Raw genomic sequence first — 20088 nt, 5'->3', positions numbered from 1 at the left:
CACCAGTTTTAATCACGACTTTCAAGAGCCCCCAAGGGCTCTTGCGCCTTTTTAGCGACACTATGCAAACCGTATCTTTCTCGCAATCGGGCCTCACCGCCCTACCGCCACTCGCGCTCTACATTCACTTTCCATGGTGCGTGCGCAAATGCCCTTATTGCGATTTCAATTCGCACGCAGTCAAAGAAGGCATCCCAGAAAATGCCTACATCGATGCGCTGATTACTGATTTGGAATCCAATCTACCGCAAGTGTGGGGACGATCGGTGTCTAGCATCTTTATGGGCGGCGGCACACCGAGCCTGTTTTCTGCTGCCAGCATGGATCGATTGCTCGAAGCGATTCGGGCGCGCGTCAAGCTCAACCCTGATGCCGAAATCACGCTCGAAGCCAATCCTGGTACGTTTGAAATCGAGAAATTTGCTGGCTATGCCCAAGCCGGAATTAATCGACTCTCAATCGGCATTCAAAGCTTTAACGCTGAGCATTTAACCGCGCTAGGTCGAATTCACAATCGCGACGAAGCGTTGCGCGCGATTGAAATCGCCGCGAAGCATTTTGATAATTACAACCTCGACATCATGTACGCACTGCCCAATCAAACGCTGCTTGAGGCCGAAGCCGATATCGACCAAGCGATTGCCTGTGGTTCAACGCATCTATCAGCCTACCACCTGACGCTGGAACCCAACACGCTGTTTCATCGCTACCCACCCGCGCTGCCCGACGAGGACCTCGCCGCCGACATGCAAGAAATGATTGAAGCCAAACTCGCCGCCGCGGGCTTTGAGCATTATGAAACCAGCGCGTTTGCAAAATCAGGTCGCCGCAGCCAGCACAATTTAAATTACTGGCAATTTGGCGATTACCTCGGCATCGGCGCTGGCGCGCACGGCAAAATCAGTTTTCACGATAAAATCATCCGCCAAGCGCGCTTCAAACAACCGAGTGAATATCTAGCTAAAATGGCCGCGGGTTCAGCGATTCAAACTGAAGAAGTGATTGAAAAATCAGCACTACCGTTTGAGTTTATGCTCAATACTTTGCGCTTAATCGGCGGCTTTCCGATTGCGCTATTTACTGAGCGCACTGGTTTGCCGATGACCAAAATCATCCACGAAATTGAGCGCGCCTGTGCGGAAGGTTTATTAGAGCGCGATTTACATCACGTCAAACCGACACTCAAAGGCCAACGCTTTTTGAATGTGTTGATGGAGCGGTTTTTGCCAGATTGATTTTAGCCATATGATCGCCATATAAAAATATCGACTTAACATGCAGAGCCAAAATAAACTAGCTTTGTTTAGATTTGGTGTTGATGCTGTGCCGCGCTCGTTGAGCAGGGGCTTAACAAGCCCTCAATATCAAGCCGACGAAGTCGGTGCAGATATAGGGTCGCCTTTCTTTGCTTACTTTCTTTGGCGAAGCAAAGAAAGTAAGTCCCCGTCGCAGATTGCGACTGCAAAACATTGTGCCGCAGGCACATAAAACAAACAACATAAATTAGAAATGCATGTATATGCACCAATAAATTATAAAATAATGGCTATAGCCATATACCCACTGGATTAAATGATGGAATGGCCTGTTTCAGCACTCACAGCAAGTGAAAAATACACCCTAATCACCGATTGCGTCGTGCCGCGCCCGATTGCTTGGGTCAGTAGCGTCGATGTACTCGGCAAGGTCAATATTGCACCGTTTTCTTACTTTAATATTGTCTCCAGCGACCCGCTGATTGTATCGCTCAGTGTCAATCGCCGAATAGCAGACAATGGCTGCTGCGAACAAAAAGATACCGCGCTCAACCTACTCAGCGGTGGCGATTGTGTGATTCACATTCCATCGCACGACCACGCGCCTGCGGTGCACGCCACGGGTTCAAGCACGCCGCCGAGTGACGCGCAAATTGATGCGCTCGGTCTGCAGTTCTGCGCAGCACAAGCCGTCAAAACACCGCGCATTCAAAACTGCGCCGTCGCACTCGAAGGTCGTTTATTGCAAAATATCGAAGTCGGCAATCCAGTCGTTGCCGATCTGATCTTGGTTGAAATCGTCCACATCTTCGCCGCCGACGATCTGATGCATAACGGCCATGTTCATCCAGAACCGTATTCGATTAATGCGATGAAACGCCCTTGAGTGTTGAGCCGGAACGAAACTAGTGAGCAAAATTAATCGTTTATTTCTACGACTAAATCAGTCAATAAAAATACATCCAGGGTCAATTTTTGCATCTCTACAGGGGGCGGCATTCTTATTATTTAGTAGCCTCAACCTTTTGGCTGGAGTGTTGTTTTTAGTTTTGCCAGCGGAACAAACGACACACCTTTTTTTTGATTTTCAATATTTACTATTTTTTTGGCCAATTTTGCTGTTTATTGTGTTTATCAGACGCAGCCCACCCGACTTCACTAGTAGTTGGCGTGCTACATTTTCAGTGAGTATTTACGGCATCATGCCCTTTCTAATCCCAATGATTAGAAACTTTGAACTGACGTAAATAAATTCAATCATTTCTCTCACTTGGAGCTTGTTTATGTCGGCATCGCCGCTTACTTTCTCTACCCAATACAGCGATCAAGACTGGCCAAAAATCACCGCTTGGTTGGCTAATTGTTATTGGTCGCCGGGTATTGCACAGCAGCGTGTTGAACAAGCAGCCCAAGCCTCCACCTTAGTGATTGGTGCGTTTATCGATGATCAGCAAATTGGCTACGCCCGCATGATTAGCGATACAGTGAGATTTGCTTACTTGGCCGATGTTTATGTTGATGAAAATTATCGTGGTCGGGGTATTGCTCAGCAGCTCACACAGCGATTACTTGATCACCCGATACTTCAAGGTGTAACAAGAACTTTGCTACAGACGACTGATGCCCATAGCCTCTACGAAAAGTTGGGTTTTATCACTGTTCCATACCCAGAGAAACTAATGGTTCGCAACAATCCACAGCCACTTGATTTCACTCAAGCCGCAAATTAATTTACGATCTGACTTACTCTAAACGACTTATCACTAGGAAAAAACATGACCAAAGAAATCATCCATTCAGACAATGCCCCAAAAGCCGTTGGCACCTATTCGCAAGCGATTAAAGTCGGCAACACCGTGTATTTATCCGGCCAAATCGGTCTTGATCCAGTGAGCAATGTCTTGGTTGAAGGCTTTGAAGCGCAAACGCATCAAGTGTTCCAAAACCTACGCGCTGTGTGCCAAGCGGCGGGCGGCGATTTATCCGACATCGTGAAACTGGGCGTGTTTGTCGTGGATTTGGCCAACTTTGCCAAGCTTAATGAAATCATGGGCGAATACTTCACCGCGCCCTTCCCTGCGCGCGCAGCGGTACAAGCAGCGGCCTTGCCAAAAGGCGCGATTGTTGAAGCTGATGCGGTGATGGTGCTGGCGTAAACATGAATATCAGCGGCTATTTGATTGCCAAATACCTGATCACCGCCGCTTTAGTGGTCGGGATTTCTGAGATTGCCAGCCGCTATGAACGTATCGGCGGGCTACTGGCAGCGTTGCCGCTGGTGACCTGTTTAACGCTGATTTGGCTGTACGTCGAAAAACAGCCATCCGACAAAATCGCCGCACATGCGTGGTATACGTTTTGGTATGTACTACCGACTTTGCCAATGTTTTTAACTTTTCCGCTGTTACTCAACCGCTTGGGTTTTTGGCCTGCGCTGGGGATTTCAGCAATCGGCACTGTGGCGCTGTTTTTCATTTACGCGCAAGTGCTAGCGCGGTTTTTTCAGATTCAGTTGCTGTAAATTGGGTGGATTCAGATTTGGTATGAGTGCTGTGCCACGCTCGTTGAGCTGGGGCTTAAAAACCCGTCCAAGCGCACCGAGAGAGGGAGTGAGATAAACGTTTTATCGTTTGGCTCACAACTGACCGAGGCGACGCCAAAGCTTAGCGGCGCGGGGTGCAGAGCTCATCGGGGACCGATGCACGCCCGGGTCGCCGCTCGATGCTTCTTTCTTTGGCGACGCAAAGAAAGAAGTCCCCCTCGCGGATGGCGACACCAAAACACCGTGCCGCAGGCACTTAAAACCATCAACACACAATCTGAAAAAACTGTAAATAACGATGTATCTACCTCTAAACATTGAAATAAAAGACCTAGCTGGCAATACCCAAAGGACAGCCAATGACTTTTCAAAATCCATCAGATGCCGAAATCAAAAGCATACTTGAAGCAACCCATCGCATCGCCGTTGTCGGCTTATCGGATAAGCCCAATCGTGCCAGTCATGGCGTGAGCAAGTTGATGCAGCAATGGGGTTTTAAAATCGTACCGGTCACACCAAAGCCGCAAGCTGAGATTTTGGGTGAAACGGTCTATCCCGATTTGGCCAGCGTGCCGGGCGAAATTGATCTGGTCAATGTATTTCGCCGCAGCGAAGAAGCGGGAGAAGTCGTCGATCAGGCGATTGCCCGCGGTGCGAAATTCATCTGGCTGCAATTGGGTATCGTTGACGAAGCCGCCGCCGCTCGCGCCCAAGCGGCGGGGATTCCGATAGTGATGGATCGCTGCTTGATGGTGGAATACAGCCGACTGTTTACTGATTAAGGCATCGCCGCAGTAGCGATCAAAGTTTTGCCTGCCAATCAGTGATAAAACAGTCAAATTCGCGGCATTTTATCGACGCGAGCAAGACAGCACTTGCTCCGTTTTTACAGAGGCGTTAGCCTAGCTCTATCGTTTTTTTCAGCGACTCACGCCTGAACGTTATGACATAAGCAAAATCATTTCAGGCCTAAAATTTTTCGTTTTACCCCGCCGATGGACTCTGTTTCAATTGGCTCTCTTTTATTGTTAGATCGAACTATGAAACTCAATTTCAGCAAGATGCATGGCCTTGGTAATGATTTTATGGTGATCGATGGCGTGCGCCAAGCGGTTACACTGAGCAATGAAGCAATTGGTCAGCTCGGCCATCGCCAATTTGGGATCGGTTTTGATCAATTACTGCTGGTTGAAAAAAGCACTACGCCCGGCATCGATTTCCGTTATCGAATTTTTAATTGTGATGGCTCTGAAGTGGAGCAATGCGGCAATGGCTCACGCTGTTTTGCGCGTTTTGTATTCGATCAAGGCTTGACCGACAAAACCGAAATCGCCGTTGAAACGGCCAAAGGCGTCATTTATCCGCGCCTCGAAAGCAATGGTCTGGTCACCGTGAATATGGGCGCCCCGCGCTTTGCGCCGAGTGAAATTCCGTTTGAAGCGCCAAATGAAGCCATTATCGACCCACTGATTGTCGATGGTCAGGTCTACGATATTTCGGTCGTGTCGATGGGCAATCCACATGCAGTGCAAATCGTCGATGACGTTGAGACTGCGCCGGTCGCCTTGCACGGCACACTGATTGAAAATCACAAACGCTTTCCACAAAAAGTAAATGCTGGCTTTATGCAGATTGTTAGCCGCAGTGAAATCTGTTTACGCGTATTCGAACGTGCCGCGGGTGAAACGCTGGCTTGCGGTACCGGTGCTTGCGCGGCTGTGGTAGCAGGTATTCGTCGTGGCCTACTCGACGAGACGGTGCTGGTGCACACCCGCGGCGGTGATTTGACGATTTCATGGGCAGGTGGTGATTCTCCAGTGATGATGACCGGGCCAGCGGTTACGGTTTTTGAAGGCAGTATTGAATTATAAGCAATATTTAACAATGGCTAGGGCAATATACCCACACCATAACAAGAATCGAACCCAATAAAAAGGATAAGAAATGCAAGCCAGTGAAGTGGTGCAGTGGTTAAAGCAAAATCCAGAGTTTTTCGATGTGTTTGCCGATGATTTGGCGGAAATTTATGTGCCGCACAATCATCGTGGTCATGCCGTTTCCTTGGCGGAACGTCAATTACTAACCTTGCGCGATAAAAATCGTACCTTGGAAGCACGCTTGGGCGAACTGCTGCAATTTGGTGTCGACAATGACAATATTTCCGACATGCTGCACCAACTCACTGTTGATTTGATGAAAGCCGCCGATGTACCCAGCATTATCGGCACCTTGGAATACCACCTCAAAGAAAAATTTGCCGTCCCGCATATGGCCTTGCGCCTGTGGTTGCCCAATAGCCAATCAAATTTGCTGGAGTTTTCACCAGTGGATGAGAATATCCACAAACTCGCCGACAATCTGATTACGCCGTATTGTGGCCCCTACGTGACCGACGACGTACTGAACTGGTTTGCACTCGAAACTGGCACGCTCAATTCATTCGCACAGTTTGCATTGCGTACTGGCGGCGCACCATTTGGTATTTTGGTGTTGGCCAGCCCTGATGCCGAGCGTTTCTACCCTGATATGGGGACGCTGTATTTGCAACGACTATCTGAGCTCGTGTCTGCTGCTTTACGCCGCGTTGTGCCGCAAGTGCACGCTGAACTCGAATCCGAAACGGTGTAAAGACTCGCTTTGAAAACAGCAACAAAATCATCAGAGAAAAACAGCGCGAAAACGCCGCTCGACCCACAAACCGAGCAGCACTTCGCGCATTTTTTTCGCTATTTATCCGGTGAAAAAGCCAGTAGCGCTCACACACTGCTGGCGTATGAACGCGATCTGGCACTACTAGCCCAGTATGCCAAAGGTAGCGATTTAGCCACGCTGACCCCGTTAACCATTCGCGGTTTTGTGCGGCAATTGGCCAGCGCAGGCTTATCTGGTCGCTCAATTGCCCGAGTTTTATCGGCGTGGCGCGCGTTTTATCGCCTAATGTGCCGTGATTTGAAATGGCCGATCAATCCTGTTGAAGGTGTCAAAGCGCCTAAATCGATCAAAGCACTACCGGCTGCGCTCAATAGCGACGATGCCGTTGGTTTTTTAGAAAACATGCCCGACGCCGAAGCGCTGCAAGCGCGTGATAAAGCGATTTTTGAACTCGCTTATTCCTCTGGACTGCGGGTGAGTGAACTGGTCAGTTTGCAATTAATTGATTTAGATTTGCATCAAGGCTTGGCGACAGTCACGGGCAAAGGCAATAAATCCCGCATTGTGCCGATTGGTCATATGGCGCAAGAAGCGATTCGGCGCTGGTTATTGCTGCGTACGCAATTAGCGCATCCCAGTGCACATTCCGTATTTGTCAGCAATAAAGGTACGCCGCTGACGACCCGTGCGGTGCAGTTGCGCCTCAGGCAATGGCAAGAAACGCTCGGCATCACTGAGCCACTTTACCCGCACAAATTGCGGCATAGTTGTGCCAGCCATTTATTGCAATCTTCTAGTGATTTGCGCGCGGTACAAGAATTACTCGGCCACGCCAGCATTGCGACCACACAAGTGTATACACATTTAGACTTTCAGCATTTAGCCGCTACTTACGATAGAGCACATCCCAGAGCAAAAAAGCCTGACGTATAAGACGGCAGGCTTTTAGGATGAATGCTTTACAGGATATACCCATCAATCTGTTGTATATTCAAACAAGTCGTAACCCATTTGCTGCTCAATCAATTTGGCGCTGCGAATTTTGCTTTCATCACCACTACTGTGAACGACCGAAAACTCGCGTAATGGCGTGTAGCAGCCTTTGACAGCCACAACGCGTTGCGATTGTTTTAGCGCAGCAATACTCGGCAACAGCAATGCCGCTTGATATTGGGTTTCACCATTACCTAATGGCCGCACCAAGACCGGCTGCGCTTTGGCGCTCATCACTTGCAAGCCCATTTCGGTCGCACCATCATGACGCTGCTGTAGCCAACGAATAGAAGCCACCATCCAACCTGCGTCGCTAGCCGCACGAATCGCGACGATTTCACCGGGCCTAGCCTGCTCACTCGGTAAATCACGCGCCAAAATGGCATAGCCACCAGGGCTTTCATTGATGACCTGCCATGGAATAGGCTGCATTTCAGCCACATCAATCGCTGCAAACGCCGCACTCAGATGATGAGCACCTAAACTAGGCTGCAAAGGCATGCCGCCATTCAGGTGCAAGACCGAAATCGGCAAACCTAGCACCACTTCAACCGAGGATTGCGCCGGAATCCGCTGATACAAACGCTGCGGGGAAATACTCCATTGCCGAATAACACGCCGCAGTAACTCCAGCCACATTTGCACCTTTTGCCGGTCGTGCGCCAGTGGAACTTTGAGCTCGACATTACTCTCTGCTTTATGCAGTTTTTTCGCCAACTCAATCGTGTCAAATAACAGGCATTGACCCGTTAAATGATCCAAAGAACGATGACCGACAAACTGTGGTGGCCGATCAAGATCGAGCTCGATCAGAAAAAAGCCCGCCGATGAATTGAGCTTACTCACAGGCTGAAAATGCGCGTATAAAGCATAGCCTTCAATTATCTCAATAATTTTATCCAGCTCAGGCCCAGAAAAACGTTGCGGGTCGGCCAACGCCAATAAGAGAATTTGCTTGTAAATCGTTGCAATCGAGCGAGACGCCTTCTCTTTCGGATTATCGCTTTTGCGCTCATCCAGATATTTATTTTCCACCGCGTAGCGAAATACCTGATGAATTTCCCCCCACACCCCCATCGGTAAGGGCTGAAATAAACGAGTACACACTTGAAACGTACGCCAAAAACAGTACAGCACTGACTGCATTAAAATCGGGATCATTTTGGTCGAGGTGAAGAAAGAAAATTTCTTTTCCACCTTGTCCATCAAGGCCTGTTTCCAGCCTAATCCCATTTCCAACCATAAATTAAGCGCCAATTGCGCGGCTTGTCGTGCGCTGTCTTTCATCGGCAAACCGGGTGAAGCGTAGGCGGTTTCAAAAGCACCGGTCAGCATTTCTAATGAATTCTGATATTCATCGAGTAATTTGGCGCGATCTTCGGCCTCGAGCTTCACTCGATTTAAAGTAGCCAGCGCATCGAGCAGCAAGCGCCCCGCTTCCATCACATTACCAGTGGGCAAGCCGATCAGCCATTCGCGCAAGTGCAATGGATTGGTTTCAACCGAACGAGCTAAGTTCGGATCAGGTTCAGGTAGCGTAAGTTGTAAAGGCATCGGTTCTTAATTGAGTTACCAGCATTTCTCTAGGGCATTTAAAGTGCCAGCGAGCAAAAATTGCGCTTGCGCGTCAGTCATCGTATAGGGTGGCATAAAATAGAGCGTATTGCCGATGGGGCGCAATAAAATTTCTTCTTTGAGCGCCGCCACAAAACACTCGCTAGCAAAGTTTGGCGATACATCGCTGATTTCAAACGCCCAAATCATGCCGCACTGGCGCCAGTTTTGAATTCGTGGGTGTTGCGCCAAAGGTGCAAAAATTGCATTAAACCGAGCAGCTTTGGCTTGGTTTTGCGCAATCACCGCATCGTCTTTAAAGATCGCCAAGGTCGCCAACGCTGCGGCACACGCCAAGGCATTCCCGGTATACGAATGCGAATGCAAAAATGCCTTGACCGTTTCATCAGCATAAAAGGCAGTATAGACTGCATCGCTACACAATACAGCAGCCAAGGGCAAATACCCCCCGGTAATGCCTTTGGATAAACAAATCAAATCCGGTTTAATCGCCGCTTGTTCACAAGCAAACATCGTTCCAGTGCGGCCAAAACCGACCGCGATTTCATCCGCAATCAAGAGCACACTGTATTTGTCGCATAGTATCCGTGCCTGAGCTAGGTAAATCGGATGATACATCGCCATACCCGCCGCACCTTGCACGAGCGGCTCGACAATCAACGCTGCAATTTCATGGTGATGCGCAACCAGTACGCGCTCTAAATCTTGCAAGGCCCACAGTGCGACATCTTCAGCTGTTTGTTCACCCTGCGCTTGGCGTGAATCAGGGCTTTGCACTGAAAAATTTTCACGAACTAATGGCGCATACGCAGTGCGGAAAATGGGCACATCGGTGACCGATAGCGCACCCACGGTTTCACCGTGATAGCTGTCTTGCAAATACACAAAGCGGTTTTTTTCCGGCAACCCCAAGTTTCGCCAATAATGCGCTGCCATTTTGAGCGCAATTTCAGTCGCCGATGCGCCGTCTGAGCCGTAAAACGCGTGGCCAAGGCCGGTTAATTCAGCAAGCTGCTCAGAGAGTTCGACCACCGGCTGATGCGTAAATCCCGCCAACATCACATGCTCAAGTTGGTCCATTTGCGCGGTAATCGCCGTTTTAATACGCGGTTGATTATGGCCAAATAAATTCACCCACCAGCTCGATACCGCATCCAGATAGCGATGGCCATCCATGTCATACAACCAAACGCCATCACCGCGCGCTATCGGGATCAGCGGCAGCGTTTCGTGGCGTTTCATTTGCGTGCACGGATGCCAAACTGCGTCTTGACTGCGACGCAACCAGGCTTGATTTTGAAAGTTTTGATGCATCAACTGTTATCCATTGCGACAATCGGCTTATCTTACAGAACTTCGCGCCGCGGCTGTAGTCCGCATTTTTTCTAACTCAACCAACAAGCCAATCAGCAAAGCACCCACGCTAATCCACAGCCAATACACGGCAGCAAATGGACTTGAGCCAAATAAATGATTCATTGGTGCCCAATAAGTAAACAGGCCTTGCAGCACCAGCATCACAGCGCTACCGAGCCACACTGATGGATTACTGCACCAACCCAAAGACCAGCAACCGCCAGTTAAAGATCGACAAGTAAATAAATAGGCAATTTGCGCGACCACAAACGCATTCACTGCAATCGTTCTAGCCTGCCCAACGGGCACTTCCTGCGCTAACGCCCAGTGAAACAGGCCGAACACCAGCAGTAAAAACAAAAAACCCACCAAAACCATACGAAAAACCAAGGTTTTACTCAATAAGGCGGCACGTGGATTGCGAGGCAGTTGCTGCATCACCGTAGACTCAACCGGCTCAAACGCCAACATCATCCCCAACAGCAAAGCGGTACTCATATTGATCCACAAGATTTGCAGCGGCGTCACCGGCAGCAAGGTGCCGCTTAAAATCGCAACCAAAATCACGCAACCTTCGCCAATATTGGTCGGCAAGGTCCATGTGATGAATTTCTGCAAATTCGCGTAAACGCCGCGCCCCTGCCGCACAGCGGCGACCAAAGTGGCAAAATTATTGTCCGTCAGCACCATCGCAGCAGCTTCTTTGGCGACTTCGGTACCGCCCTGCCCCATTGCGATGCCAATCTCAGCAGCTTTCAGTGCCGGCGCGTCGTTCACGCCATCACCAGTCATCGCGACAATTTCACCATTGGCCTGTAATGCGCGCACTAATTGCAATTTTTGCTCGGGAGCGACACGCGCAAACACCGCCACATTACGCACAATCTCTTGCAATTGCTCAGGGCTATTTTTGGCTAACTCTTGGCCAGTAAGAACTGTCGTATTGGCTTGCATCAAGCCCAATTGCGTCGCAATCGCTGCGGCTGTCACCGGATGATCGCCAGTAATCATTTTGATGCGAATACCCGCGGCTTGGCATTGGAGAATCGCCGCTTTAACCTCTTGGCGTGGCGGATCGATCATGCCGATCAAGCCCAAAAAGCGCCAATCACAGCCAGAATTGGATGCGCTTAAATCAAGCTCAAGATCAAGCTTAGCTGCGTCATTACCTCGCGCCGCAAAAGCCAACACGCGCAAACCCATGGCAGCCATTTCGCTGACTTGAGCAGCAACCTCGTCACCCAAAGCGCACAAGGGCAAAATGACTTCCGGCGCGCCTTTGAGATAATGCTGGGCGATGCTCCCTTCAGCTGAGCAATGCAAGGTTTGCATGCTTTTGCGCTCGGCGCTAAACGACACCGCATCTCGCCGTGGGGCTTGTTGGCGAATTACAGCTACCTCGAGCCCAAATTGCTGCGCCATTACCAAGAGCGCTGTTTCGGTTGGATCGCCTGTGAATGTGCCATCAGAAAGCAACACAGCATCATTACACAGCACAGCAGCCTGGATTAATCTTGACGTATCTTGATCTAGATCTTGATTATCAAAGCCTCTATCAACATACATCAATTTCTCAACTTTTCCCGCCACGTACAATGCCGTCACCGTCATTCGGTTTTCAGTCAAGGTGCCAGTTTTGTCCGAGCAAATCACGGTGGTGCCGCCCAAGGTTTCTACGGCGGGTAAGTGGCGAATAATCGCGCCTTGCTGGGCCATTCGCGCCACACCAATTGCCAGCGTAATCGTCACCGCGGCAGGCAAGCCCTCGGGAATCGCGCCAATGGCCAGCGCGACTGCGGCCATAAACATGTCATAGGCACTTTCGCCGCGCACCATGCCGACGGCAAACGTCAGCACCGCCAAGGCGATGATAATCCACAGCAATTGATTGGCAAATTGCGTGATTTGCCGCGTCAACGGCGTGATCATCGCGTCGGTTTGCAATAAACTCGCCGCAATTTTGCCTGTTTCGGTATTGAGTCCGGTCGCAACGACCACGCCTTTCGCATTACCACGCAGCAGCATCGTGCCGCCAAACACCATATTGCCGCGCTCGGCTAATTGCGTTGCCGCATCCAGCGCTTTGATATGCTTATCAACGGGCAAAGATTCCCCGGTCAACATCGCCTCATGCGCAGCCAATTCATTAGCGTGAAATAATCGCAAGTCAGCAGGTACTTTGTCGCCAGCGCTCAAGTGCACCACATCGCCCGGCACCAATTCTTCGACCGCCAAACGCAATGCCTGACCATCGCGCACCGTATGCACGTCTTGCCCTAAATGCTCGGCCAAGGCCAGCAGCGCTTGCTCAGCGCGACCTTCTTGAATCAAACCCACTACCGCGTTGATTACAACCACACCCAAAATCACTGAAGCATCGACCCATTCGCCCAGCGCCAGCGTCACCGCGCCAGCGAAAATCAACACCAAGACCAAAGGCTGCGCTAGCTGATGCCAAATACGCTGCCACAATGATTGCGCAACGGCGGTCGGTAGCTGATTTTTGCCAAACTCTAGTTGCCGTGTTTGCGCCAAGGCATGACTTAAGCCATGTTCTGCATGCGATTGCCAGTGCGTCAAGACTTCATCCGAACTCATTTGATGCCAAATCTTCACAATTGGCCTCCATAGGCTGGAATGCTCTAGTTAGTTTAGACTGCAGCGATCTGAATGGAGATCAACAATGGACAAAATACTCGACCTACGTAGCGATACTGTGACTCATCCCACCCCAGCGATGCGTGCCGCCATGGCCAATGCCATTGTCGGCGATGATTGTTATGCTGATGACCCAACCGTGATCGAGCTTGAGCAGCAAGCGGCAAGCAAACTAGGTAAAGCGGCGGCACTGTTTGTTCCGACTGGTACGCTGGGCAATCAATTGGCGATTTTCACGCACTGCCAGCCTGGTAATGAAGTGATCGTTGGTGACGACAGCCATATTGTTTATCACGAAGTCGGCGCGGCGGCGGCGATTAGCGGCGTGCAATTGCGCACACTCGACAGCGACCATGGCACGCTCGATGCCGCAAAAATCAGCCGCAAAATTCGCCACGGTTTTGACATCCACGAGCCAAAAACCGGCTTGATTTGCATCGAAAATGCGCATTCAAATGGCCGCGTGATTCCACTGGCAACAATGCAAGCCATTTGGCAAGTGGCGCAAGCGGAAAACGTGCCGGTGCATTTAGATGGTGCGCGGGTGTTTAACGCCGCAGCGCACTTGAACGTCGACGTGCGTGAAATCACTCAATATTGCGATTCGCTGATGTTTTGCCTGAGTAAAGGCTTGGCCGCGCCAATTGGCTCGATGCTACTAGGTAGCGAAGCGTTTATTGCCAAAGCGCGCAAAAAACGTAAATTGCTCGGCGGCGGGCTGCGCCAAGCTGGCGTATTGGCGGCACCGGGCTTGATTGCACTCAATGACATGCCACAACGTTTAATTGAGGATCATCAGAATGCTCAAGCACTTGCTGTGCAATTAGCTGCGATTGAAGGAATCGAAATTGATTTATCTGCGGTGCACATCAATATGGTTTGGCTGCGTTTCACTCGCGAAATTGACGTTGATTTTCTGATGCAAACACTCGCGCAAGCGCACATCAAAGCTAATCCACCAGAACACGGCTGGATGCGACTGGTAACGCATTGGCAAATTACTAGCGCAGATTTATCAACTATCGTCAGCGCCTTGAAGACCGCTTTAAGCTAATTTTTTAAACGCTAATTGGGCGAGTTGCATGCATAAACTTGCCTTTTTAGCCAACCCCTTACTTTAATCTTTGTTTAGATTTTCATTTACTGACTTAGTTACAATTTTGATACGAGGCTAAGCTATTTTTTTGCACTGAATAAGCATTCAACTACAATAATAATGTCAACACAAAACCAACCAAAGGGCTTACACATCATGAAAAAACGTTCAGTTTTAGTTGCAGCGATTCTTTCACTTGCTAGCGTAACTGCCATGGCAGCGAATGCAAGCGCCCCACTTAAAGGGGAGGGTGGTAACGACAAAGCGGTTAAACCTCTGAAAGGCGAAGGCGGCAACGACAAAGCTGCTAAACCACTGAAAGGTGAAGGCGGTAACGACAAAGCTGCTAAACCACTGAAAGGCGAAGGCGGTAACGACAAAGCTGCTAAACCACTGAAAGGCGAAGGCGGTAACGACAAAGCTGCTAAACCACTGAAAGGCGAAGGCGGCAATGACAAAGCAGCGAAACCACTGAAAGGCGAAGGTGGCAACGACAAAGCAGCTAAACCGCTGAAAGGTGAAGGCGGCAACGACAAAGCCGTAGCCCCATCGAAATAAGACCAATGCAGCAAGCTGCAAAAACGATCGCTTGTATTTGCGGCATGCACAATTAAAGTAAAGGGTGACTTAAGTCACCCTTTTTTATTCGGAGTGAAAAATGCAAAAAATCATTCGGTTGCTTTCAATCTTGATGCTCAGCGCCGCATTCAATACAACTTTTGCTGCACCGCAAGTCATCGTCACTTACACCCCACCCGTGGATGAAAACTTAAAGCCTTACTATGAGTTTTTAAAATCACGGCAAGCACTGGAAGCTGCAGCCGGTACCGCAAAACTCCTGCAATGGCCAACACCGCTGACGCTGGAAGCCAAGCAATGCAATGAAGTCAATGCAATGTATGTGCCTGGCGAAGCGCGCGTGATTATGTGCTATGAAATTTTCAAGGACTTAGTCGAAAAAGTAGAAGCTCAGCTAGGCCATCACGACCAAAAATATCGTGATGATATTAAAAAACATGCCGCCGTTTTCTTATTCAGACATGAATTAAGCCATGCAATTTTTGATATTCTTAAAATTCCATTGATTGGCAATGAAGAAATTGCGGCAGATGCCGTAGCTTTCCATTATTCCCTAGAGCAAAAAGACATGGCCGAAGTCAAAAAGCTGCTACAAGGCGCCAAGTTCTATTTCATGCGCAGAAATGAAAATTTTGGCGACGATACACGCTACGATTTTGGTGCATTTTCAGATATTCACCCATTATCTGAACAACGCTACTTTAATATGCTTTGCTATACCTACGCCAAATTTCCAGAAGAAGCTGAATTCTTAGTGAAACAAGAACTACTGCCGCAAGGGCGAGCTGATTACTGCCCTCGGGAATGGAAACAACTGCAAGATGGGGTTCATCGCTTAATTCGCCCCTATGCTGTAAAAGCAAAAAAATAGTCTAAGGCAAGCTCAAAACGCTTGGGTGAAATAGAGATGATTTCACCCAAGCATTTCACCCAATTCCAGCAGAAAATTGAGCTGCGATTCACGCAATATTAAATGGCTTGATTCACCATTTGCACTAACTGCGCCTCACTCAGCTCACCCACTACTTTTTTCAGCAAACGACCATCTTTACCAATCACAAAAGAGGTCGGTGTCAGTTGCACCTCACCAAAAGCCTTAGCAATCGCGCCAGTTTGATCGTAAACCACCTCAAATGGCAGCGCGGATTTAGCTAAATAATTTTGAATATAATCCAGATTGTCGTAACTCATGGCCACTGCAATCGTCACCAATTTATCCGAGCCTAAGCTCTGCTGTGCTTTGACTAAGCCCGGCATTTCCGCCATACAACCGGTGCAGCTGGTTGCCCAAAAGTTAACCAAAACGACTTTACCTTTGTAGTCATCGATTTTGATCTGTTTACCAGCAAGCGTCGTCATCGCCTGCGCGGTGGGCAGCGGCGCGCCCGCAGCAAAATAATTCCAGCCCAGTGCTGCTATCGCCACCGTTGCACATCCCAAAATGACTTTCAAGTTTGTTTTCATTGCTCATGCCCTCGACAGCCGACAAAGATACCACAAGCGACTCGGTTCTGTTGACGTTAGCGAGTAATGGCACAGCGCATCGCATTTTTTTGTTACGTATTGTCCTTTAGTCAATGTAAATAATGGATTTGAAAGCAATACCCCTACACTATGATGAAGCAGTCAATTTTAATTAAAAAAAACACAATCAGCACTTGAAATACGTTGCGCTCGCCCTGACTATTTAGCACTCAAGCAAGTCGAGTGCTAAATGGTTCACAGATGAACTCACTCGTTAGCAACAATCTTTATATTTAACGACTGTTCAATACTCAGGAGTTTTAACCCATGAAAATTCGTCCATTGCATGACCGCGTAGTGATTAAACGTGTTGAAGCTGAAGTTAAAACCGCTTCTGGCATTCTCTTAGCGGGTAGCGCAGCTGAAAAACCAGATATGGGTGAAGTGATTGCTGTTGGCGCAGGCAAAGTGTTGGAAAACGGCACGGTTCAAGCGCTGTCAGTCAAAGTTGGCGATAAAGTTTTGCTCGGCAAATACGCACAAAGCGTCAAAATCGACGGTGAAGAATTAGTTGTTGTACGTGAAGAAGAAATCTTCGCGGTAATTGAATAATTGTTGGCAGTAAGCCTGTGAGCTTGGCGAATTGATCTTGGCCTATCCAAGACTAATTCGCGCTACATATACAAATTATTGGAGAAAAATCAAATGGCTGCAAAAGAAGTAATGTTTGGCGATAGCGCTCGCGCAAAAATGGTTGCTGGTGTGAATGTATTGGCGAATGCCGTTAAAGTAACTTTAGGCCCGAAAGGCCGTAACGTAGTTCTCGAACGCTCTTACGGCGCACCAACGATCACCAAAGACGGTGTATCAGTTGCTAAAGAAGTCGAATTAAAAGACAAATTCGAAAACATGGGCGCACAAATGGTCAAAGAAGTTGCGTCCAAAACTTCTGACATCGCAGGTGACGGTACAACGACTGCGACTGTGCTAGCACAAGCCATCGTGCAAGAAGGCATGAAATACGTTGCTGCTGGCATGAACCCAATGGATTTGAAACGCGGTATCGACAAAGCCGTAGTGACTTTGGTGAGCGAATTGAAAAACATCGCTAAACCATGCACAACCAGCAAAGAAATCGCTCAAGTTGGCTCGATCTCTGCCAACTCAGACGAAGTGATTGGCGAGAAAATCGCTGCTGCGATGGAAAAAGTAGGTAAAGAAGGCGTGATCACCGTTGAAGACGGCTCAGGTCTGGAAGACGAATTGGATGTAGTTGAAGGTATGCAATTCGATCGCGGCTACTTGAGCCCGTACTTCATCAACAATCCAGAAAAACAAATCGCCTTGCTCGACAACCCATTCGTGTTGTTGTACGACAAAAAAATCAGCAACATCCGTGACTTGTTGCCAGTTCTCGAAGGCGTAGCCAAAGCGGGCCGCCCATTGCTGATCATCGCTGAAGACGTTGATGGCGAAGCGCTGGCAACATTGGTAGTGAACAACATCCGCGGCATCTTGAAAACAGTTGCAGTTAAAGCGCCAGGCTTTGGTGATCGCCGTAAAGCGATGCTCGAAGACATCGCTATCTTGACTGGCGGTACTGTGATTGCCGAAGAAGTTGGCTTGTCACTGGAAAAAGCTGAATTGTCAATGCTCGGTCAAGCGAAACGCATCGAAGTGGGCAAAGAAAACACCACGATCATCGACGGCGCAGGTGATGAATCAGCTATCAAAGCACGCGTTGCGACGATTCGCCAGCAAGTTGAAACTTCAACCAGCGACTACGACAAAGAAAAACTGCAAGAACGCGTTGCTAAATTGGCTGGCGGTGTAGCGGTAATTAAAGTCGGCGCAGCGACTGAAGTTGAAATGAAAGAGAAAAAAGCCCGCGTAGAAGATGCATTGCACGCAACACGCGCTGCGGTGGAAGAAGGTATCGTGGCTGGCGGCGGCGTAGCATTGCTCCGCGCACGCTCTACGATCACTGAATTGAAAGGCTCTAACGCTGATCAAGACGCAGGTATCAAAATCGTTCTGCGTGCGATTGAAGCGCCATTGCGCCAAATCGTTCAAAACGCTGGCGACGAGCCAAGCGTAGTCGTAGCGAAAGTGCTGGAAGGCAAAGGTAACTTTGGTTATAACGCAGCGACTGGCGAATACGGCGACATGGTTGAAATGGGTGTTCTCGACCCAGCTAAAGTAACACGCTCAGCGTTGCAACACGCTGCTTCGGTAGCTGGCTTGTTGTTGACCACCGATTGCATGATCGCTGAATTGCCAAAAGAAGATGCTCCAGCAATGCCAGATATGGGCGGCATGGGTGGTATGGGCGGCATGGGCATGTAATTAGCGGCATAAGCCGATATACTGCTTAATTTTAAAAACGCCATCGCAAGATGGCGTTTTTTGTTTTACATCACAAACAATGCAGCTGATCGAGAAGCAAAAGCAGAAATTCAATTGCCTCATTTCTCACCATCCTGTAAGCTTTTCCACTTGTTGGCAAAACATAGTCGATTTTCAAATTATTGGACCATGCAGTGAATCCGCAGCTTCTCAACCTCGTCAATGGCGATGAATCACGCTATCCGCATCAGCTCGCACAGCAGCATCCACGTGTGCTCGAGCTCATCATCGCGTCAAGCCACAGTGATAGCTTTAGCAGCTACCTGCAAACTTTGCTGCTTGATGACAGAGGCAACCGGCAAGGTTTTTCCTCGGCGGTCATTAATGAAATTTCTTATCTGATCGAGGCCAACGAAGAGCGCCAGCTAGGCTACAGGCGCGCCGATGCCGATGTTTGGGGTCACGTGAAAGAAGCACGTGAACACTTAGAAGAAAGTGGAATTGCGTTCGATAAAAAAAGCTTCTTTGCCGCCGCCGAACGCGGCGACACGATGAAATTGGTCTTATTTCTAAAAGCAGGAATGAAGATCAATTCAACCGACCACCATGGAAAAACCCCACTGATTTGGTCTTCCTCATTTGGTCAATTGCCCTGTGTCGGCTTATTACTGGCCAATCAAGCAGCAACAGAAATCCAAGACTCTGGCGGCTATACTGCCCTGCACTGGGCTGCTGCCAATGGTCATGCCGAAGTGATGCAGTTATTACTCGAGCATGCCGCCGATGTAAATAGCCTTAGCAAAACCGGACGCTCACCGCTCATTCAAGCTGCTGCACGCGGGCAGCGCGATGCAGTCATGGTGTTGATGGAAGCAGGCGCCAATATCAATCACCAAGACAATGAGGGCGAAACCGCCTTGCACAAAGCGCTACAACAAGGCCATGTCCATGTATCGCAAGCACTTATCAATCATCATGCTGATCTAGAACTGTGCAATAAAGCCAATCTGAACGCCTACAGCATTGGTTTGCAGCATCCGAATTTAGCAATCCGTAAATTATTTAGCGAAAAACGTTTGATCAAGCAAAAATAACTCGCGTTATTTTTTCAGCATCAAACGAATATCTCGACGCGCTTCTGCTTGCACCCAACGAATAACTGAATCTTCATCCTGTGGTGTCAGCGGCTCAACTTGCAGCGGTTTTCCTTCTTCGGTCATTGCCACCATGGTGAAATAGCAACTATTGGTATGTCGCTCGGTTTGTTCGCGAATGTTCTCAGCAACGACCCGAATGCCAATTTCCATCGAAGTACGGCCAGTGTAATTAACGCTGGCGAAAAAATGCACTAATTCACCGACAAAAATCGGCTGCTTGAACGTCACCTGATCCACCGATAAAGTCACCGCATACGCGCCCGCATAGCGACTAGCGCAGGCATAGGCCACTTGATCCAGCTGCTTTAACAAAGCACCACCATGCACTTTGCCAGAAAAGTTAGCCATATCAGGCGTCATCAGCACCGTCATTGTTAACTGATGTTTAGGTAAGTCACGCATCAAAGCCACCCT

The 20088-nt window shown here is 49.0% G+C and carries 20 protein-coding genes; 15 read left to right on the top strand and 5 right to left on the bottom strand.

The annotated features are described in order from the left end of the window. Nucleotides 1–62 precede the first annotated feature (62 nt). The 9 genes from hemW to GM173_RS01610 all read left to right on the top strand — a co-directional run bounded on the left by hemW (nt 63) and on the right by GM173_RS01610 (nt 7383). Complete coding sequence (gene hemW / locus GM173_RS01650) at nt 63–1235, top strand: radical SAM family heme chaperone HemW (RefSeq protein WP_203569585.1); 1173 nt, start codon at nt 63–65, stop codon at nt 1233–1235. A gap of 340 nt (nt 1236–1575) precedes the next feature. After that, nucleotides 1576–2142: a flavin reductase family protein gene (locus GM173_RS01645; RefSeq protein WP_203569584.1), complete on the top strand. Its 567-nt coding sequence runs from the start codon at nt 1576–1578 to the stop codon at nt 2140–2142. Between the two features lie 397 nt (nt 2143–2539). After that, nucleotides 2540–2986, top strand: coding sequence for a GNAT family N-acetyltransferase (locus GM173_RS01640; RefSeq protein ID WP_203569583.1), 447 nt, complete (start codon nt 2540–2542; stop codon nt 2984–2986). Nucleotides 2987–3031: 45 nt separating this feature from the next. After that, entirely contained in the window at nt 3032–3412 is a 381-nt protein-coding gene (locus GM173_RS01635) for a Rid family detoxifying hydrolase (RefSeq protein ID WP_203569582.1), read from the top strand. Nucleotides 3413–3414: 2 nt separating this feature from the next. After that, a complete protein-coding gene (locus GM173_RS01630) occupies nt 3415–3777 on the top strand; it encodes a DUF3147 family protein (RefSeq protein ID WP_203569581.1) in 363 nt (120 codons plus the stop codon). A 380-nt stretch (nt 3778–4157) separates the two neighbouring features. Further along, the gene (locus tag GM173_RS01625) at nt 4158–4580 is read left to right on the top strand and encodes a CoA-binding protein (protein ID WP_203569580.1); all 423 of its coding nucleotides are present in this window, start codon (nt 4158–4160) and stop codon (nt 4578–4580) included. 213 nt (nt 4581–4793) lie between these two features. After that, the gene (gene dapF, locus GM173_RS01620) at nt 4794–5669 is read left to right on the top strand and encodes a diaminopimelate epimerase (protein ID WP_373309320.1); all 876 of its coding nucleotides are present in this window, start codon (nt 4794–4796) and stop codon (nt 5667–5669) included. A gap of 73 nt (nt 5670–5742) precedes the next feature. Further along, on the top strand, nt 5743–6426 hold the full coding sequence (locus GM173_RS01615) for a DUF484 family protein (protein WP_203569578.1): 684 nt from the start codon (nt 5743–5745) through the stop codon (nt 6424–6426). 9 nt (nt 6427–6435) lie between these two features. After that, nucleotides 6436–7383, top strand: coding sequence for a tyrosine recombinase XerC (locus GM173_RS01610; protein ID WP_203569577.1), 948 nt, complete (start codon nt 6436–6438; stop codon nt 7381–7383). 42 nt (nt 7384–7425) lie between these two features. Here the strand turns inward: GM173_RS01610 and GM173_RS01605 are convergent, their stop codons facing one another. Genes GM173_RS01605 through GM173_RS01595 form a run of 3 tightly spaced genes read right to left on the bottom strand, consistent with a single transcriptional unit; the run spans nt 7426 to nt 12990 of the window. Continuing rightward, the gene (locus GM173_RS01605; RefSeq protein WP_203569576.1) at nt 7426–8997 is read right to left on the bottom strand and encodes a cyclic-di-GMP receptor FimW-related protein; all 1572 of its coding nucleotides are present in this window, start codon (nt 8995–8997) and stop codon (nt 7426–7428) included. A 15-nt stretch (nt 8998–9012) separates the two neighbouring features. Continuing rightward, nucleotides 9013–10332 carry an adenosylmethionine--8-amino-7-oxononanoate transaminase gene (gene bioA / locus GM173_RS01600; RefSeq protein ID WP_203569575.1) on the bottom strand — a complete coding sequence of 440 codons (1320 nt, stop codon included), beginning with the start codon at nt 10330–10332 and terminating at the stop codon, nt 9013–9015. A gap of 27 nt (nt 10333–10359) precedes the next feature. Further along, nucleotides 10360–12990: a cation-translocating P-type ATPase gene (locus tag GM173_RS01595; protein WP_203569574.1), complete on the bottom strand. Its 2631-nt coding sequence runs from the start codon at nt 12988–12990 to the stop codon at nt 10360–10362. Nucleotides 12991–13057: 67 nt separating this feature from the next. Here GM173_RS01595 and ltaE point away from each other — a divergent pair, with 67 nt between their 5' ends. From ltaE to GM173_RS01580, 3 genes are all read left to right on the top strand, one after another. After that, complete coding sequence (gene ltaE / locus GM173_RS01590; protein ID WP_203569573.1) at nt 13058–14086, top strand: low-specificity L-threonine aldolase; 1029 nt, start codon at nt 13058–13060, stop codon at nt 14084–14086. 198 nt (nt 14087–14284) lie between these two features. Continuing rightward, complete coding sequence (locus GM173_RS01585; RefSeq protein ID WP_203569572.1) at nt 14285–14686, top strand: hypothetical protein; 402 nt, start codon at nt 14285–14287, stop codon at nt 14684–14686. A gap of 100 nt (nt 14687–14786) precedes the next feature. Next, nucleotides 14787–15578 (top strand): DUF4344 domain-containing metallopeptidase, encoded by a 792-nt coding sequence (locus tag GM173_RS01580; protein WP_203569571.1) that lies wholly within the window; start codon nt 14787–14789, stop codon nt 15576–15578. Between the two features lie 98 nt (nt 15579–15676). Here GM173_RS01580 and GM173_RS01575 read toward each other — a convergent pair whose 3' ends face one another. After that, entirely contained in the window at nt 15677–16171 is a 495-nt protein-coding gene (locus GM173_RS01575; protein WP_203569570.1) for a TlpA disulfide reductase family protein, read from the bottom strand. 327 nt (nt 16172–16498) lie between these two features. On the opposite strand from GM173_RS01575, the gene GM173_RS01570 reads away from it, so the two are divergent. From GM173_RS01570 to GM173_RS15870, 3 genes are all read left to right on the top strand, one after another. Then, nucleotides 16499–16783 (top strand): co-chaperone GroES, encoded by a 285-nt coding sequence (locus tag GM173_RS01570; protein ID WP_203569569.1) that lies wholly within the window; start codon nt 16499–16501, stop codon nt 16781–16783. 93 nt (nt 16784–16876) lie between these two features. Further along, nucleotides 16877–18517 (top strand): chaperonin GroEL, encoded by a 1641-nt coding sequence (groL, locus tag GM173_RS01565; protein WP_203569568.1) that lies wholly within the window; start codon nt 16877–16879, stop codon nt 18515–18517. 194 nt (nt 18518–18711) lie between these two features. Continuing rightward, nucleotides 18712–19611 (top strand): ankyrin repeat domain-containing protein, encoded by a 900-nt coding sequence (locus tag GM173_RS15870; protein ID WP_203569567.1) that lies wholly within the window; start codon nt 18712–18714, stop codon nt 19609–19611. A gap of 6 nt (nt 19612–19617) precedes the next feature. Here the strand turns inward: GM173_RS15870 and GM173_RS01555 are convergent, their stop codons facing one another. Continuing rightward, nucleotides 19618–20076 carry an acyl-CoA thioesterase gene (locus GM173_RS01555; RefSeq protein WP_203569566.1) on the bottom strand — a complete coding sequence of 153 codons (459 nt, stop codon included), beginning with the start codon at nt 20074–20076 and terminating at the stop codon, nt 19618–19620. Nucleotides 20077–20088 lie beyond the last annotated feature (12 nt).

The organism is Deefgea chitinilytica (assembly GCF_016881405.1).
GTDB lineage: Bacteria > Pseudomonadota > Gammaproteobacteria > Burkholderiales > Chitinibacteraceae > Deefgea > Deefgea chitinilytica.
Note: the sequence above shows the minus strand (reverse complement) of the source record. Positions and strands in the feature narration are given on the sequence as shown.